This is a genomic window from Paenibacillus jilunlii (genome assembly GCF_900102965.1).
Classification (GTDB): Bacteria; Bacillota; Bacilli; order Paenibacillales; family Paenibacillaceae; genus Paenibacillus_AQ; species Paenibacillus_AQ jilunlii.
In genome coordinates this window covers 67,032-83,518 of the sequence record NZ_FNGM01000023.1, presented here as the reverse complement: position 1 = coordinate 83,518, position 16,487 = coordinate 67,032, and the positions used below count along the sequence as shown (strand labels likewise).

Below are 16,487 nucleotides of genomic sequence, written 5' to 3'. Positions count from 1 at the left end.
GGGAGTTCTGTTTTTTCGCGGTTAAGCTTTATTGGAATGAACGGTGTTCACTTCTGTGGCACGCCCTTTCATCAGCAGCAGGCACACCAGGGCAAACGCCATACTGGCGGTTGCCGCATAGAACAGGGCAGAGTAATCCGTAAGATCAATCAGCAGCCCCAGCAGGGGAGGCGATGTAATAGCCGCAAGCGAGGAGACCAAATAATATATTCCGGTCCGCGTGCCAATACTCTCTTCATTTCCTGTAGCCACTACAAAAGGATAAGAATTAATATTGATGCAAGCCCAGAATATTCCCCCCAGCAGCAGCAGACCACGCAGCAGCAGCACATTTTCCGCAAAGCCTACGAGTGCAAATACCGCCATCAGCCCGCATACCCCGAGAATAATGATCTGTTTCTTCCCGAACCGTCCGCCCAGCCAGCCGCTCGGAATGGCAAAAATCACAAAAGCCAGCGAAAAGAAGGTAAGCGAGAAGGAAGCCGCCTGCTCACTAAGACCAAGATGATGTTTGCCGTACAAGGTGAACAGTGTTTCAACACCCTGGTAGGCCACGAACCAGAAAAAGATAGCCGCCAGCAGCCAGACTGTCGTCCGGTCCAGCTGTTTTTTCAGGGATACGCGTGCAGGCCTGCTCAAGGGAAGAACGAGCTCCTCCGGCTGAAGAACCCTGTCAGCAACAGCTCCGGCTGCGGCATTAGCTGCCGCCGTATTGACGCCATCACGGTCCTCCTTAATGAAACGCGATACAATAAACAGGCACAAGAGTGTGATCAGGCCAGCCACCACAAATGGCAGCACAGGGCTCAAATCATAAAGATAGGACCCTGCGCCAAAAGCGAGAATGGAGCCTACTCCACCCATGAAGTTAATCAGCCCGTTGGCCTTGGTGCGCTGATGCTCCGGCGTGATGTCCGGCATCAGCGCTACAGTTGGCGACCGGTACAGGCTCATGGCCAGATTCATCAGCATCATGAACAGCAGGAGAGTGAAAAGTCCGCTGTGGAACGGAATCAACATAGTCAGCACGGCAGCCAGCGGCATGCCGATCATCAAATAGGGCATTCTGCGCCCGAAGCGGGTCGCCGTACGGTCGCTGCGGTTGCCGATCCACGGCTGCAGAAACAGCGCGAAATAGTTATCGATGGTCATCATGAAGCTGATCAGGGCGACGCTATGCACATATTTTTCCAGAAAAAAAGGAACAAATGCATTGTACAAGCTCCATGTAATACTGATGCTGAAAAAGCCGAAGCCAAGCAGCCAGACTTTTTTCACTCCATCACACTCCCTTGGATGCCAGCAGTCCGGCGAGCACATCCGGAACATCGGTAATAATCCCCGCCACACCGGCCTCAATTAAATATTTCATCCGTTCCGGATCATTTACGGTCCATGGATGATACACAACCCCATGCTCCGCCGCCTCGGCTACAAACTCCGGCAGCACGGCCAAATGATAGGCATGCAGCGCATCCGCCTGCAGGGAAGCGGCATAATCCCATGGGCGGTACAAGCCTTCCCCATATAAAATCCCGGTGCGGATCTCCGGTGCCAGCGATTTGCAGTAAGCGAGAGAATAATGGTTGAAGCTCGACAGCACAATACGCTCACTCATGCCATACTCGCGCACAGCGGCGATCAATTTTTCCTCCATGCCGGGGTAGAGATAGGTACCGTTTTTCAGTTCGATATTCAGGATGGTGTCTCGTTCTTGCAGCAGATCAAGCAGTTCTTCCAGGACAGGAATCCGTTCCCCGGCAAATTCAGCGCCAAACCACGATCCGGCATCCGCCTCCAGCACCTCACCCAGTGTTATATCCTTTACCAATCCGCTGCGATCCGTTGTGCGGTTCAGGCTCTCGTCGTGAATGAGGACCAGCTCTCCGTCAAGGGTCATCTGCACATCGGTTTCAATGCCGGTTGCCCCCAGCTCAAGACCCTTGCGGAATGCTGCCATCGTATTCTCCGGGCAGACCGCAGATGCGCCGCGGTGCGCAAAATTAATCATGTTGTTCATCTCATTCAGTTCCTCCGTCTCATTAATGTAAATGTACATCTGCCGCAGCAGGTGCGGGCGTTCCTCTTTCATATTCCACATCACAGCAGGAAACCCTGTCCGCCGGAAGCGAAAGGGCGCTGATTTGGCAATTTTAACATTGAGCTGACGTTAATGAAACATTAAGCGGGCTGTTTGGGTCTGCATTCGCGGGCTATTCGTCTGCTTTTAAGGAAGGAATGAGGTAAGATTTGCTTGGAAAATTTCATGAAAGTAATGAAAATCTCATTGACGATTCAAATTTGGCCATGCTATCATACCACTAATTCTTTTAAATCCGATAAGTGAACTATGTTTTTGCCTTCGGAAACTTTTTTAAGATGAAAAGGGGTTTGGCTCATGAAAATCAGAACATTGGCAGCTGCAGCATTGGTAGGAATGTCGGTAGTGCTTGGCGCGTGCGGGAACAAAGAGGCTGCCGGTGCGGACAAAAAGGACATCATCGTCGGCTTTGGCGTAGGCACTTATGAGGAGCAGTTCCGCCTCGGCATTGTACCGATTCTGGAGAAAGAAGGCTACAAGGTGACGATAAAGACCTTTTCCCAGAACATGCAGGTCAACCCGGCGATGAAGGAAGGCTCTATTGATGCCAGTATTTTTCAGAGTACCGCGTATATGGAGGGCATTAACAAGGAAATTGGTGCGGATATGGCGGTGCTGAATTTCGTGCCGAGTGCGCCGCAGGGGCTGTATTCCGAGAAGCACAAGTCGCTTGATGAGGTGAAGGACGGCTCGGTTATCGCAATACCGAATGATCCGGTGAACCAGGAGCGGGCGGTGCGGATTCTGGAGGAGCTGGGCTGGGTGAAAGTTAAACCCGATGCCGGAACCACTGATTTTAACCTTAGCAGTGTGGAGCCGGACAAATATCAGCTGAAGCTGGAAGCGCTGGACTCCGCCCAGATTCTCGTTTCGCTGGCCGATGTGGATTACGGAGTGGTTAACGGCAACTATATTGCCAATGCCAAACGTCAAATTACCGAAGCGCTGAAGATTGAGAACACACCGGAGCAGCACCGGGTCACCGTAACTGTCAACAAAGACGATCTGGATACCCAATGGGCAAAGGATCTGAAAGCAGCCTATGAATCCAAGGAATTCGAGGAGTATATCCACGCGCAGGACAAATACGACGGCTTTATACTTCCGGATGCGTGGGCCAATAACTGATAAATGAACGGAGGAGATACCAGGATGGCGGCAAAAAGAATTCATTTTATCGGGGGCGGCCAAATGGCCGAGGCGATCATTCGGGCGGTTATCAGCAAAGGCGCCTACGAGGCCGCACAGATCAGCGTGGCGGATGTGAATGAGGAGCGCAGCTTATACCTGAAGAACACCTATGGTGTTCGGGCGGCTGTGTCCGAGGCTCAGGAGGTGCTGCTTGCCGAAGCGGAGCTGATCGTCATTGCCGTGCGGCCGCAGGATGATCTGGCAGCGGTCGGCAGGCTAATCTCGGCACATGCGGCAGGCCAGGCTGCCGTGCTGTCGATCGTGGCCGGAGTGAGCATTGCCAGGCTGGGCAAGTATGCGGGTGCGGAACGCCCGATTATCCGGGTGATTCCGAATACGCTGACCGATACCGGCCTCGGCTACAGCGGTGCGGCTTTGAACGGTTTTGCCGACAAAGCCCAGGTTGACGGCTTCCTGAACGCCTTTGGCAAGGTGCTGTATCTGGAAGAAGCGCAGATTGATATCTTTACCGGCTATGGGGTGGCCGGGCCGAATTATGTCTATTATTTCATCGAGTCCCTGGCCGATGCCGGAGTGCTTGCGGGTCTGCCCCGGGAACAGGCCTGGCAGGTCGCACTGGAGAACGTGGAAGGGGCCGTTGCCATGCTGCGCCACAGCGGCAAGCATCCGCGCCAGCTGCTGGACATCAACAATTCTCCGGGCGGCGTCGGCATCCATGCCCTGTATGAGCTGAACAACAGCGATTTCGCAGCCGGGCTGCAGCGCAGTGTCAAGGCTGCCGTGAAGCGTACGACAGAGCTTGGGCAGGTACATCCATGAGCAGCCTCCAGTGGGATCATACCGTTCATTATATCAATGATCTGGAGCAGGCTGTGCAGACCTTTACAGACAATGGTCTTGCCGCATTCCCGGGCGGGTCGCACAAGCTGTGGGGCACCCATAATGCGCTGAGTTACTTCGGGCTGAATTATGTGGAATTTCTGGCAGTGGAGAACCGGGAGCTGGCAGAATCGGCGGATACTGCCAATCTTGTCGTCAAGGATGCCGTAAAGCTGCTGCCCGAGCATGAGGGCTTCAGCAGGGTGGCTATCCGCACGGATAATATTGAGCAGACTGCGTCACTGCTCGACCAGCAAGGCCTCAAGCTGTCGCCGATTATGGACGGCAGACGGCTGAACAAGCAAGGACAATGGATAGAATGGCGGATGCTGACCATTGGGGGTCATTTTCAGGGACTGGTCTATCCGTTCGTTATTCAGTGGAAAGGCATAGACGGGCAGCGACAACAGGAGCTTAAGACAGCAGGCATTATTAGGCCCCACCCTGCCGGAGCAGTTGAAGTACGGGCGGCTGTTTTCTCCGTATCTGATCCGGTGGCAACAGCGGCACATTGGAGCCGTATTCTTGGCTTGCCTGTCCCGAACGCTGGCTCTTGGGATGGCAAATCCGTATCCCTTACTATCGGAGACAAGGCTTTTGTGTTCCGGCGGGGCGGCCAGCAGCAGATGCAGGAACTGCTGCTGGCAACGGATGCCCCTGGTTTAGTAGGCCGGACGATTCGCTTCGGCCAGGCTGATTATGTTTTTACAGCGCTATAGTTACTGCTAAGCCAAGCCTCCAGCACGGCAGTTACGCCGACACAATCCCGCGAATCATCTCATGTATCTGCCGGGCTTTGGAGAGGGCTTGTGAATACTGGAGGTCGCATTTTTTGGCGGGTGTGAGGTCCGGAAGGAAGGGAATGGAGAGCACCGGAGTATCAGCGCTGTCGAGATAGATGATGAGCGTAAGCTCGGTAATTTCTTCGGTGTCGCCAGTATCAAGTTTTACTGCGGTTGTGCCTGATTGGGCAGCTGCACCCGGATTCTGTCTGACCGGGCTGGTGGTAATCCGGCTGGTTTTGCTGACCTTGGTGAGCGTTAGCGCATTTTCTACAATTTCCGATCCCAGAATGTGCTCAAAAGGGAACATCGCCGGTGATCCTGCTTCCTGGCTGGCGGGATTACAGAACCCTACTGCCATCTGTTTGCTTTCTTCATCCAAGGCGATAATATGGGACTTATCCGGAGTGATAACTTGCTCGGTAAAGTTAAAATTGAAGGATGTTAGGCCAGAGGCCGGTTTGTTCCGGGCGGACGACGCTGAAGAGAGCCTGACCTGCAGGATTCCCGCTGCCAGCAGCAATGAAACCCCCAACAGGGCGAAAATGTACATCAGGACAATGAGCATTAGGCCGCCTCCTAAAAGTTTTGTGAGCGAGACTTCCCTGAATTCTGCTTCGTACAAAACTCACTTCGTAAGCATAGGCTAAGTTTTGTGAGCGATACTCCCCTGAATTCTGCTTCGTACAAAACTCGCTTCGTAAGCATAGGTTAAGTTTTGTGAGCGAATCTCCCGTGAATTCTGCTTCATACAAAACTCGCTTCGTAAGCATAGGCTAAGTTTTGTGAGCGAACCTCCCGTGAATTCAGTCTCGCTCCAATAGTAATAGATATGCTTGCGGGAAGGGAACCAATACATAGACTGGACTTGTGCGGATAAAAAAAAGGAGCCGGGAGGCTCCTTTTAAACGAAATGAGAACAACACAGGCAAAGCACTAACTCAGCCTATACACCCGGGCCTCATATGGGCGCAGCGATAGGGAACGGATATCCTCCTCCGGCTGTACTCCGTAATTGGCGATAAGCAGCGTTTTGTCCTGAAAGGCCACACATGCAGGAAGCTCGAAGGCGGCAGGCCGGCCGAAGAAGTTCAGCATGACAAGCAGCCGTTCATCCCCAAGTGTGCGCAGATAGGCATACACCTGCTCATGCTCCTCGGCCAGGATCGCATAATCTCCGTACACGAATATGTCATGGCTTTTCCGCAGCTCAATCAGCTTTTTATAGTAGTGGAAAATGGAATCGGGGTCAGCCAGAGCCTGCTCGGCGTTAATCTCCGTATAGTTTGGATTCACGGCCAGCCAAGGTGTACCGGTGGTGAATCCGGCCTGCGGTTCCGCGCTCCACTGCATGGGAGTACGCCCATTGTCGCGGCCTTTGACATAAATGGAGTTCATAATTTCTTCCTCCGCATGCCCTGCGGCCCGGTATTCCTTATACATATTCAGGATTTCAATATCCTTATAGTCGCTTATAGAGTCAAATTTCACGTTGGTCATGCCGATTTCTTCGCCCTGGTAGATGTAAGGCGTGCCTTGGAGTGTGTGCAGCAGCGTAGCCAGCATTTTGGCCGACTCCTTCGGGTAGTGCTTATCATCTCCGAAGCGGGACAGCATGCGCGGCTGGTCATGATTGTTCAGGTAAAGGCTGTTCCAGCCCTTGCCATGCAGCGCGGTTTGCCATTTGGAGAAGATGGACTTGATGTCCGCCAGCTTCCATGGCCGCACATCCCATTTGCCCCCCGGCCCGGAATCAACCTCCATCAGTTCGAAGTGGAACAGCATATGAAGCTCATTCCGGTCTTCGCCGACATATAGCGCTGCTTCCTCAGGGGTGACGCCGATAGCTTCACCGACAGTCATAATGTCGTATTTGGACAGTACCTCCCGGTTCATTTCCTGCATGTATTCATGCACGCGCGGACCGTTTACGAAATATTCACCGCCAAAATGATAGGTCCGTTCGCCGTCCTCCTGCTCTTTCCCCACATTGGGAAGCTCTGGAACCTTGGAGATCAGGTTGATGACGTCCATGCGGAACCCGTCGATGCCTTTATCGAGCCACCAGGTCATCATATCGTAAATTTCCCGCCGAAGCTTCGGATTTTCCCAATTCAGATCCGGCTGCTTCCGGGAGAACAGGTGCAGGAAATATTCGTCAGTCTGCGCATCATATTCCCAGGCCGGGCCGCTGAAGAAGGAACCCCAATTGTTAGGCTCATGCCCGTCCTTGCCCGCGCGCCAGATGTAATAGTCCCGGTAAGGGCTGTCCGGGGATTTGCGCGATTCAGCGAACCAGGCATGCTCATCCGAGGAGTGGTTGACCACCAGATCCATAATCAGCTTCATGCCGCGGGCGTGAAGTCCGGCAAGCAGCTCCTCCCAGTCAGCGAGCGTGCCGAAATCATTCATAATACTCTGATAATTACTGATATCATAGCCGTTATCGTCATTGGGCGACTGGTATACCGGACACAGCCAGACCACGTTGATGCCTAGCAGCTCCAAATAATCAAGCCGGGATATTATCCCTTGAAGATCCCCGATGCCGTCTCCATTGCTGTCTTGAAAGCTGCGGGGGTAGATTTGGTAGACTACACTTTCTTTCCACCATTGCTTGTTCATGGTTCTGCACTCCTGTCTCTGTATGAACTGCGGTACGTAAATTTACTTAATGGAGCCTTGGGTAAGGCCGCCGATAATCCATTTCTGTGCGAACAGATAAATAACTATCATAGGGGACAAAGCCAGCAGATACGAGGCGAAAGCCAGGTTGAAATCGGTGCTGAATTGGCCCTGGAAGACATACTGCACAAGCGGCAGCGTATAGGAATCCTGGTTGCCCAAGAGAATCAGCGGCAGCATGAAGTCATTCCAGGTGGACAGGCAGGACAAGATGCCGATGGTCGCATTGACAGGAGCCAGCAGCGGGAAAATAATCCGCCAGAAGGTGCCCCAGGTCGAGGCCCCGTCCACTGTAGCCGCTTCCTCCAGCTCATACGGAATGGAGCGGATATAACCGACATACACAAAGACATTAAAAGCAAGGCCATAGACGATGTACAAAATAATCAGCCCGGGAATATTGTTCATATGCAGGTCGGTAGTGACTTTGACCACCGGCAGCATAATGATCTGGAACGGAATGAACATGGCGCTGATGAAATAGAAGTAGAGCGTTTTGAAGAAGCGCTTGTTCATATTCCGGGCAATGGCATAGGCGACCATGGAATTCGTGAGCAGAATAAATACAACCGCTGTCACAGTAATTGTGGCACTGTTGCCCAGGGCGTTGAAGAAATTCGTCGCCTTGATGGCGTTCGCGAAATTCTCGAAATGCAGCCCGGTTGGCAGGGAGAAAATGGAGCGGGCCATTTCCTCGGGATTTTTGAGTGCGATGGCGACCGTCATGTACAGCGGAAAGAGGATCAGCAGGGAACACAGCGCGATAATTACCGTAACCGGCCAATTCGTCGATTTTTTGATCATAGGTCCATCTCCCGTTTCTGCAGGAATTTAAGCTGAAGGGCGGAGATGACGACGATGACGATAAAATAAATCACGGCGTTCGCTGACTGGTATGCGAATTCTCCGCCCTGGAAGCCGCCGGTGTAAATCAATAGGGCGATGGATTGCGTAGAACGGCCGGGACCCCCGCCTGTCAGGGCGATGATCTGGTCGAAAACCATCAATCCGCCTTTCATCGCCAGCACCATATTGATCGTGAAGAAGGAAGCAAGCAGCGGAAAGGTAATGCTCCAGAATTCCCGCCAGCGGCTGGCACCGTCCAGATTGGAGGCTTCATAAAGATCCGTGGGAATCGTCTGTAATCCGGCCAGATACAGAATGGTGTTATAAGCGATGCCCTGCCAGACCGCAACAATGACGATCCCGATCCAGGCCCAATCGGAGTTGCCAAGGATGTTCTGCGAGAGGAAATCACTTCCCAGCTTCTCGCCCCACACCGGAAACACATTGGAGAACAGGTAGTTGAAGATAAAGCCGACAATCAGCACGCTGAGGATATTGGGCAGGAAATATACGCCGCGGAAAAAGTTTTTGGCCTTTATCTTGGCATTCAGTCCCAGTGCGATCAGCAGGCTGATAATATTGATGAGGACAGTTGTAGCGATGGCGTATTTAAAGGTGAAAAGATAAGAGTTCAGTACATTCTCGTCTTTGAAAATATTAATGAAATTCTTGAACCCCACATAATCAAAGCTGTTGCTGTAACCATCCCAGTTCGTGAACGCATAATAAATGCCCTGCAGCGCCGGAAACGTATGAAAGGCGAAGAACAGCAGCAGTGCTGGTATAGTCATCAGGTAAAAAGCGGCTCGCCGTTTGGCCATCAGTTAATCCTCCTTAGAAAAAAGCGCAGAAGCAGGGGCTTGCCGCCCCTGTTCTCCTGATGCTTGTAGTTCATGCTATTGATTGGCAATCTTATTTCCGGTTAGCTACCTTATCCCATTCTGTATCGAGCTGCTTCAGGTATGCGTCGATGTCTTTACTGTTCAGGAAGCTTTGAATAATCGTATCGACCTTCATCGCCCCAGGGATGTAATGGTCGGCAAAATCGGCCAGCTTGCCGGAGGTGAATGCTTCCTTGAAGCCGTCCATGGCAGGGTCATCCTGAGTCACGCCCTTCACCGCCGGGAATGCTTTTTGCTCGGTGATGTATGCCGTTACGTTCTCCGGCTGAAGGAGGAATTCGACGAATTTCTTCGCTTCTTCCTTATGCTTGCTGTCCTTGGAGATCGTCAGCAGGGTATCCACACCGGAAATGACCTTGTTTTTTGCGGGATCATTGGTGGCCGGGAATGGGAATACGCCCAGCTCAAGAGATGGATTAGCCTTCATGATTTCAGGAATTGCCCATACCCCTTGCAGATACATCGCAGATTCACCCTTGGCGAACGCCGTATTGCCGTCATTGTAGCCCTTGCCGAAAATGTCCTTCTGGGCAAATTCTGTCAGCTTCAGCTGCTTCTCGGCGATTTCCCGGAAGCTGTCCTTGAAGGTCACGCTGCCTTCGGTGCGCTTCTTGAAGTAATCAGTGCCGAGAATGCTTGGTTCCAGGGAGTTGAAGGGGGTGAGTGAGGTCCAGGAATCCTTCAGCGTCAGGTAGAAGGCATACTTGCCGCTGTCTTTGAATTTCTGGGCTGCAGCGATGAATTCATCCCAAGTCGTTGGCACGGCGACGCCAGCTTCCTTGAACATCGCTTTGTTATAGATGACACCGCTGGCATTGGCAGAGAACGGAATGCCGTTCAGCTCGCTTGACCCCGTCAGGTCATTCAGCATTTTCACATAGGCGGGCTGGATAGAGGAGACCAGCGGATCACCGGTGAAGTCCTCGAACAGGCCGCTGGCGGAGAGGGTCTTGTAAGTGTCGGTGGCGCCAAGGCCGATGACATCAGGAAGATCCTGTTTAGCGGCGCGGGTCTTCAGCACCGTTTCGGCATCCGGCGGGTTGATCTGCGAGACAACGATGTCCGGGTTCGCGGCGTTGAATTGGGCGACCAGCTTGTCGAAGGTGGCTTTGGCTTCCGTCTTGTTCTGGAAGAATTCAATCTCAACCTTCTTACCGGAAGCGGCGTTCCCTCCATCATCGGTAGCAGCGTTGCTGCCGCTATTATTGCCGCAGGCGCTGAGCAGTGACATAGCCAGCAGGCTTACTGTTACGGGTTTCATTGTTTTTTTCATGGATGGAATCCCCCTGAGTACTAAATTTAGCAGCTTACTGCCATTTGGAGTAAACGTTTACTCTGCGTCCCAACCAAACTCTCCCTGGACTAGCTGCCTGTGGTTACTGAATTTTCCAGTTGCGAATACAGGTGCTTCCGGCAGGATGATCAACAATCGGGACCTTTAGGTTAAGCGTTTACGTTATATTGATAAAAAGACTTAGGCAAGTGTTCTTACCGTTTGTCTTTCCACAATCGAATGAGCTATGATCCTGTTTGCGGCAATCTCCCCGGTTTCAATCATCCGGATCAGCTTCTCGGAGGCGATCTTTCCCATTTCGTACAGCGGCTGCCGGACCGTCGTTAGCGGAGGCGTAACCATCTGTGCCGGTTTGAGATCATCATATCCCATGATCGAGATATCCTCGGGAACGTTCAGACCGTGTTTCAGGGCTGCGGAGAGTGCACCAATGGCCATCTCATCACTGGCTGCGAAGACGGCGGTAGCCTCACCCGCTTTACGCAATATGGCTTCCATTGCCCTGCTGCCGCTCTCGAATGAAAAGTCTCCATACACAAGATAGCCGCTGTCAAAAGCAATTCCGTTCGCTTCCAGCGCTTTGCGGTAGCCCTGCACCCTGGGAGTTCCGGCGATGGGATCGCCTTTGGTTCCGCTGATCATGGCGATTTTACGGTGGCCTTTGGAGATCAGAAATTGGATCGCGTCATAGACCGCCTGGTAATCATCAACCTTCACATAGGGCACTTTGGCATAATCCGTCTGCGAGGAGACAAGCACAACCGGTATCTTCATGCTCTCCAGCACCTCATAGTACTCTTTACTCAGCACCTCACTGGAAAAAATAATGCCATCTACCTGTTTTTCGCGCAGCAGCTGCAAATACTTCATTGTCCGCTTGCCGTCATGATCTGTGTTGCAGACGACTACACTGTAATTGCTGTCATGGGCAAATTCGTCAATCCCGTGGAGCAGATCGGAAGAGAAGGCGCTGGAAACACTGGGAAACATCACACCGATAGTCTGTGTCCGCTTGTTGATGAGACCGCGGGCGATAGCATTTGGCTGGTACCCAAGCTCTTTGATTGCCTGATTCACCTTCTGCTTCGTTTTGTCCGAGTAGCCGGTCAGGTTATTCAGCACACGGGACACGGTGGCAATGGATACATTTGCTTTCTGGGCGACATCTTTGATCGTAGGATTCATAAGGCAGTACCTCAATTTTCTGTTTCATTCGGATTTAAGGTATAACGTAAACGCTTACGCTTACCTGAAATATAAAGGCAAGATATATTTTTGTCAACGGGAAGATTCTACAAAAAATTTAAAAGCAGTCTGACAGCCCCCGGAATCCCTATACAAAATAGAACAGCGATTGACAAAGAAATGAGAGGAGTCTACGATAAAGTAAACGTTTACTCCAATGTCTGTGAATCATGAATTTTCTCCTGAGGACGATATAAATAATGAACCCTATCCAAGTTCATAAGTATAGATGTTATAAGTATAGATATCATATGTTACCTTCAGTGCATCATATGGACAAGGAGCTGCACTCATGAGCATATATCTGGAGCTTCCAGATGTGGATAAGCATTTTCCCTTCCGCAGTCTGATTTGTGGAGGGGATGAGCTGTGTTATCCGCATTGGCATAAGGAAGTTGAAATTATCTACGTTACTAAGGGAAGACTAAATCTGGGAATAAATGATACCCCGATCCGTATGGAGCAGGGGGAAATTCAGTTCATCAACGGCGGGGATGTGCATTATTTTCTGGCATCGCCTGAGAGTGAGCGGGTGGTGATCCAGTTCGACCTGAACCTGTTTCAGGAGGTTGCCGCCCTGGGGGGCAGCGGCTATTCGCTGCGGGACCTGTTTACGGAGATGGAGCATTCCAGCCCGGCATGGCCTGAGGCAGCTACCGCCAAAGTAATTTCGCTGATCGAGAGCATCTACGAGGAAGATACCCAGCGCCGGGAAGGGTATGCCTATCTGATCAAAGCGAGAATGTTCGAGCTGCTGACGGTCATTTTACGGGAAATTCCTAAGAATAGGACGCAGCGGCAGCCTAAGTTCTCGGAGGATACGCTGACCCAGTCCAGAGAAACGATGGAGCGCCTGGAGCGGATTTTTGCCTATGTGGAGCTGCATTATCAGAAGTCGATTTCACTGAACGAGGTGGCCCGCTATATGGGCTTCAGCCCCTACTACTTCACCAAGCTGTTCAAGCGGAACACAGGGATGACCTTTGTTGCTTTTTTGAATGAATACCGCCTCAACAAAGCGAAGTGGATTCTGTTAAACGAGGACCTGCCAATGTCCGCTGTGGCTGAAGCTGCGGGGTTTGGCAGTGTAAAGACCTTTCACCATTTTTTCAAGGAGGCCACGGGGATTTCTCCGCTGAAGTACCATAAGACAATATTCAGGAATAATACAGCAAGAATGCAGGAAGAAAGCGCCGGGGCAGATTTGTATGATAGAGATATCAAAACCAGTGGAGGTTAGGCCAACAATGACGCTAAAGATAGGAATTATCGGCTGCGGCGGTATCGCCAACGGCAAACATATGCCGGCATTGCAAAAAGTGGAAGGTGCGGTGATGGTGGCATTCTGCGATATCGTGCGGGAACGTGCCGAGAAGGCCAAAGCAGAGTTTGGAAATGAAAGCGCTGCGGTCTACAACGATTATAAAGAGCTGCTTAAGGATGCAAGTATAGATGTGATTCATGTGTGTACGCCGAACATTTCCCATGCGGAAATTTCCATCGCTGCGATGGAGGCCGGGAAGCATGTGATGTGTGAGAAGCCTATGGCCAAAACTACTGCGGAAGCTCAGGCGATGATTGACGCGGCGGGGCGGACAGGAAAGAAGCTGACCATTGGCTACCAGAACCGCTTCCGGGCAGATTCGGCTTACTTGCACACTGTATGCGAGAATAACGGGCTTGGAGAGGTTTATTATGCCAGAGCCAAGGCTATCCGCCGCCGCGCGGTGCCAACCTGGGGTGTGTTCCTGGATGAGGAAGCTCAGGGGGGCGGGCCGCTGATCGATATTGGCACCCATGCCCTTGATCTTACCTTGTGGATGATGGACAACTACAAGCCTAAATATGCTGTAGGCAATGCCTATCATAAGCTGTCCGGCCGCAAGAACGCCGCCAATGCCTGGGGACCGTGGGACCCGGAGAAATTCACGGTAGAGGACTCGGCGATCGGCTTCATTACGATGGAGAACGGAGCGACTATCGTTCTTGAGGCCAGCTGGGCGCTGAATACTCTCGATGTCGGCGAAGCCAAAACTGTGCTCTGCGGTACAGAAGGCGGAGCGGACATGGAGAAGGGCCTGCGCATCAACGGTGAAGAATATGGCAAAACCTATGAGAAGCATATTGGCCTGGATGCAGCCGGTGTGGATTTCTACGACGGTGCGGGAGATGACCCTGCGGTGGCTGAAGCGAAGCAGTGGATCGAGAGTATCGTAAATGACACCGAACCGGTCGTGAAGCCGGAGCAGGCGCTGGTGGTTACCCGCATATTGGAGGCCATTTACAAGTCTTCCGAAACGGGAATGCCTGTATTTTTTGACTAATTAAATTGGGCTGGAAAAATTAAGAATAAGAGGGAAAGTGGCGGAGTCACGCCCCAGCCTGGAATACAAGGATCAAAAGTTCAGTTTATATATAGAGAGCGAACTTGAAAACTAACAAAAGGGAAAAGGGATGGAGGGGAAGTTTGGATACTTACGGAGCGAATGCGTCCGCCTGAGAGCTTTCCGCAGGAAAGCTGGCTTCGTAAGCATATGCTTTGTCTGCGGATTTCCACCGCGAACAGCGGTACAAATCAAGAAATCTGCAGACGGGCAGCGGCCGGAAGCCCAAACATTCTCCGTAGTCCCGACGAAGTCCCTAATGTAAAGATCTTAAGTTCACTCTATATAGATTGAGACAAATAGGAGAGTGTTCATCGTGACCAGAGTAACCGTATGGAATGAATATCGTCATGAACGTCAGGAAGAGCGAATCCGTGAGGTGTATCCGCAGGGCATTCATGCCCAGCTGGCGTCCTTCCTCAGCGAAGCCGGACTGGATACAGCGACAGCAACGCTGGATGAGCCGGAGCACGGATTAACGGAGGAAGTGCTGAATAACACGGATGTACTGGTATGGTGGGGGCATGTGGCCCATCAGGAAGTGAGCGATGAGATCGTGAACCGGGTTCATCAGCGCGTGCTGCACGGAATGGGGCTGGTGGTGCTGCATTCAGGGCATATGTCCAAAATCTTCATGAAGCTGATGGGCACAAGCTGTGATCTGAAATGGCGCGAAGCCGGGGAAAAAGAGCGCCTGTGGGTCATGGACCCGAGCCATCCGATTGCCGAAGGCATTGGCGAGTACATTGACCTTGAGCAGGAAGAGATGTACGGAGCGCACTTTGATGTTCCGGCACCGGAGTCGCTGATTTTTGTCGGCTGGTTCGAAGGCGGGAATGTATTCCCGAGCGGATCGACGTACCGGCGCGGCAGCGGGAAGATTTTTTATTTTCAGCCCGGACATGAGTCCTACCCGACCTATTACAATAAAGAGATTCAACAGGTGATTATCAACGGTGTGAACTGGTGTGCGCCAACTAAGCGTGATTATCCCGTGTATGGACATTCCGAGGCACTGGAGCCAATTAGAGAAAAGGTGGGAGTATAGATGAAATTAGGAGTATTTGATCCCGTATTTGGAAGTCTGAGCCTGGATGAGATGTTGGATAAAATCGCTGCCGCCGGCCTGAACGCCGTCGAGATCGGCTCGGGCGGGAACCCCGGCAACCCTCATTGTCCTACGGATGAGCTGTTGTCGAGCGAAGCGGCCCGTGAGGCCTATTTGGAAAAGTTCACGAAACGCGGCATTATGATCAGCGCCTTCAGCTGCCATAACAACCCGATTTCGCCGGATCAAGAGGAAGCGCGCCAGGGCGATGAGATCCTGCGCAAGTCGATCAAGCTTGCTTCACTGATGGGCGTTGCCGTGGTCAACACCTTCTCGGGCACCGCCGGAGACAGCGACGAGGCCAAAGCGCCGAACTGGCCGGTTACGCCTTGGCCTACAGTATACAGCGATATTTTAACCTGGCAATGGGAGCACAAGCTGATTCCTTACTGGAAAGAAATCGCCCAGCTTGCGGAAGAGCATGGGGTGAAGATCGGCATTGAGCTGCACGGCGGCTTCCTGTGCCATACCCCGTATACGATTCTCAAGCTGAGGGAAGCAACCGGTCCGGCGATTGGCGCGAATCTGGACCCGAGCCATCTGTGGTGGCAGGGCATTGATCCTGTAGGTGCGATCAAGATTCTGGGCAAAGCCGGCGCGATCCACCATTTTCATGCCAAAGACACGTACCTGGATCAGGACAACATCAACATGTACGGTCTGACAGACATGCAGCCTTATGGCGATGTGCAGACCCGGGCGTGGACCTTCCGCTCCGTCGGCTGCGGGCACAGCCTGTCCGAATGGTCGGACATTATGAGTGCGCTGCGCACTTACGGCTATGATTACGTGGTTAGTATTGAGCACGAAGATCCGCTCATGTCCGTAGACGAAGGCTTCTACCGTGCAGTAACCAACCTGCAGTCAATCCTGATCCGTGAGCAGCCGCTGGATATGTGGTGGGCTTAAGGGGATAAAAATATTCAAAGCCATCACCGGCCTGCCGTTACGCAGGTGGTGATGGCTTTTTCTTTGTTGCGTGCCGGGCAGGCACGCATAGCCGATGTAAATCCGGCCGCGGGAGGAGGCCGAAGAGAAAGTACCTCTGGCCGCGTTGCAAACGTGCCACTGGGCCAAAAGAGGTATAAATACCTCTGATCTAGCCGGAA

Annotated in this window: 15 protein-coding genes; 7 read left to right on the top strand and 8 right to left on the bottom strand. The window is 52.2% G+C overall.

From position 1 onward, the window contains the following. Positions 1-21: 21 nt before the first annotated feature. Positions 22-1,278 (bottom strand): SLC45 family MFS transporter, encoded by a 1,257-nt coding sequence (locus tag BLQ82_RS27400; protein ID WP_062520030.1) that lies wholly within the window; start codon positions 1,276-1,278, stop codon positions 22-24. A gap of 4 nt (positions 1,279-1,282) precedes the next feature. Further along, positions 1,283-2,020: a glycerophosphodiester phosphodiesterase gene (locus tag BLQ82_RS27395; protein ID WP_062520067.1), complete on the bottom strand. Its 738-nt coding sequence runs from the start codon at positions 2,018-2,020 to the stop codon at positions 1,283-1,285. Positions 2,021-2,398: 378 nt separating this feature from the next. Here BLQ82_RS27395 and BLQ82_RS27390 point away from each other — a divergent pair, with 378 nt between their 5' ends. From BLQ82_RS27390 to BLQ82_RS27380, 3 genes are read left to right on the top strand one after another with little or no spacing between them, the layout of a single operon-like run. Beyond that, the gene (locus BLQ82_RS27390; protein ID WP_062520028.1) at positions 2,399-3,229 is read left to right on the top strand and encodes a MetQ/NlpA family ABC transporter substrate-binding protein; all 831 of its coding nucleotides are present in this window, start codon (positions 2,399-2,401) and stop codon (positions 3,227-3,229) included. Positions 3,230-3,253: 24 nt separating this feature from the next. Next, the gene (gene proC, locus BLQ82_RS27385) at positions 3,254-4,072 is read left to right on the top strand and encodes a pyrroline-5-carboxylate reductase (RefSeq protein ID WP_062520026.1); all 819 of its coding nucleotides are present in this window, start codon (positions 3,254-3,256) and stop codon (positions 4,070-4,072) included. Next, complete coding sequence (locus BLQ82_RS27380; RefSeq protein ID WP_062520024.1) at positions 4,069-4,851, top strand: VOC family protein; 783 nt, start codon at positions 4,069-4,071, stop codon at positions 4,849-4,851. Before proC ends, BLQ82_RS27380 begins: the two co-directional genes overlap by 4 nt. 31 nt (positions 4,852-4,882) lie before the next feature. Here BLQ82_RS27380 and BLQ82_RS27375 read toward each other — a convergent pair whose 3' ends face one another. The 6 genes from BLQ82_RS27375 to BLQ82_RS27350 all read right to left on the bottom strand — a co-directional run bounded on the left by BLQ82_RS27375 (position 4,883) and on the right by BLQ82_RS27350 (position 11,826). Further along, entirely contained in the window at positions 4,883-5,482 is a 600-nt protein-coding gene (locus BLQ82_RS27375) for a hypothetical protein (RefSeq protein WP_062520022.1), read from the bottom strand. Between the two features lie 368 nt (positions 5,483-5,850). After that, entirely contained in the window at positions 5,851-7,539 is a 1,689-nt protein-coding gene (locus tag BLQ82_RS27370; RefSeq protein ID WP_062520020.1) for a glycoside hydrolase family 13 protein, read from the bottom strand. Between the two features lie 42 nt (positions 7,540-7,581). After that, on the bottom strand, positions 7,582-8,403 hold the full coding sequence (locus tag BLQ82_RS27365) for a carbohydrate ABC transporter permease (protein WP_193567264.1): 822 nt from the start codon (positions 8,401-8,403) through the stop codon (positions 7,582-7,584). Beyond that, the gene (locus tag BLQ82_RS27360) at positions 8,400-9,266 is read right to left on the bottom strand and encodes a carbohydrate ABC transporter permease (RefSeq protein WP_062520018.1); all 867 of its coding nucleotides are present in this window, start codon (positions 9,264-9,266) and stop codon (positions 8,400-8,402) included. The genes BLQ82_RS27365 and BLQ82_RS27360 overlap by 4 nt, the downstream gene beginning before the upstream one ends. 91 nt (positions 9,267-9,357) lie before the next feature. Continuing rightward, the gene (locus BLQ82_RS27355; protein WP_062520016.1) at positions 9,358-10,620 is read right to left on the bottom strand and encodes an ABC transporter substrate-binding protein; all 1,263 of its coding nucleotides are present in this window, start codon (positions 10,618-10,620) and stop codon (positions 9,358-9,360) included. A 201-nt stretch (positions 10,621-10,821) separates the two neighbouring features. Next, the gene (locus BLQ82_RS27350; RefSeq protein WP_062520014.1) at positions 10,822-11,826 is read right to left on the bottom strand and encodes a LacI family DNA-binding transcriptional regulator; all 1,005 of its coding nucleotides are present in this window, start codon (positions 11,824-11,826) and stop codon (positions 10,822-10,824) included. A gap of 352 nt (positions 11,827-12,178) precedes the next feature. Here BLQ82_RS27350 and BLQ82_RS27345 point away from each other — a divergent pair, with 352 nt between their 5' ends. The 4 genes from BLQ82_RS27345 to BLQ82_RS27330 all read left to right on the top strand — a co-directional run bounded on the left by BLQ82_RS27345 (position 12,179) and on the right by BLQ82_RS27330 (position 16,287). Next, a complete protein-coding gene (locus BLQ82_RS27345; RefSeq protein ID WP_025708439.1) occupies positions 12,179-13,126 on the top strand; it encodes an AraC family transcriptional regulator in 948 nt (315 codons plus the stop codon). Between the two features lie 7 nt (positions 13,127-13,133). Then, complete coding sequence (locus BLQ82_RS27340; protein WP_062520012.1) at positions 13,134-14,210, top strand: Gfo/Idh/MocA family protein; 1,077 nt, start codon at positions 13,134-13,136, stop codon at positions 14,208-14,210. Positions 14,211-14,586: 376 nt separating this feature from the next. Continuing rightward, on the top strand, positions 14,587-15,318 hold the full coding sequence (locus tag BLQ82_RS27335; RefSeq protein WP_062520010.1) for a ThuA domain-containing protein: 732 nt from the start codon (positions 14,587-14,589) through the stop codon (positions 15,316-15,318). Next, the gene (locus BLQ82_RS27330) at positions 15,319-16,287 is read left to right on the top strand and encodes a sugar phosphate isomerase/epimerase family protein (protein ID WP_062520008.1); all 969 of its coding nucleotides are present in this window, start codon (positions 15,319-15,321) and stop codon (positions 16,285-16,287) included. It begins immediately after the preceding gene. Positions 16,288-16,487 lie beyond the last annotated feature (200 nt).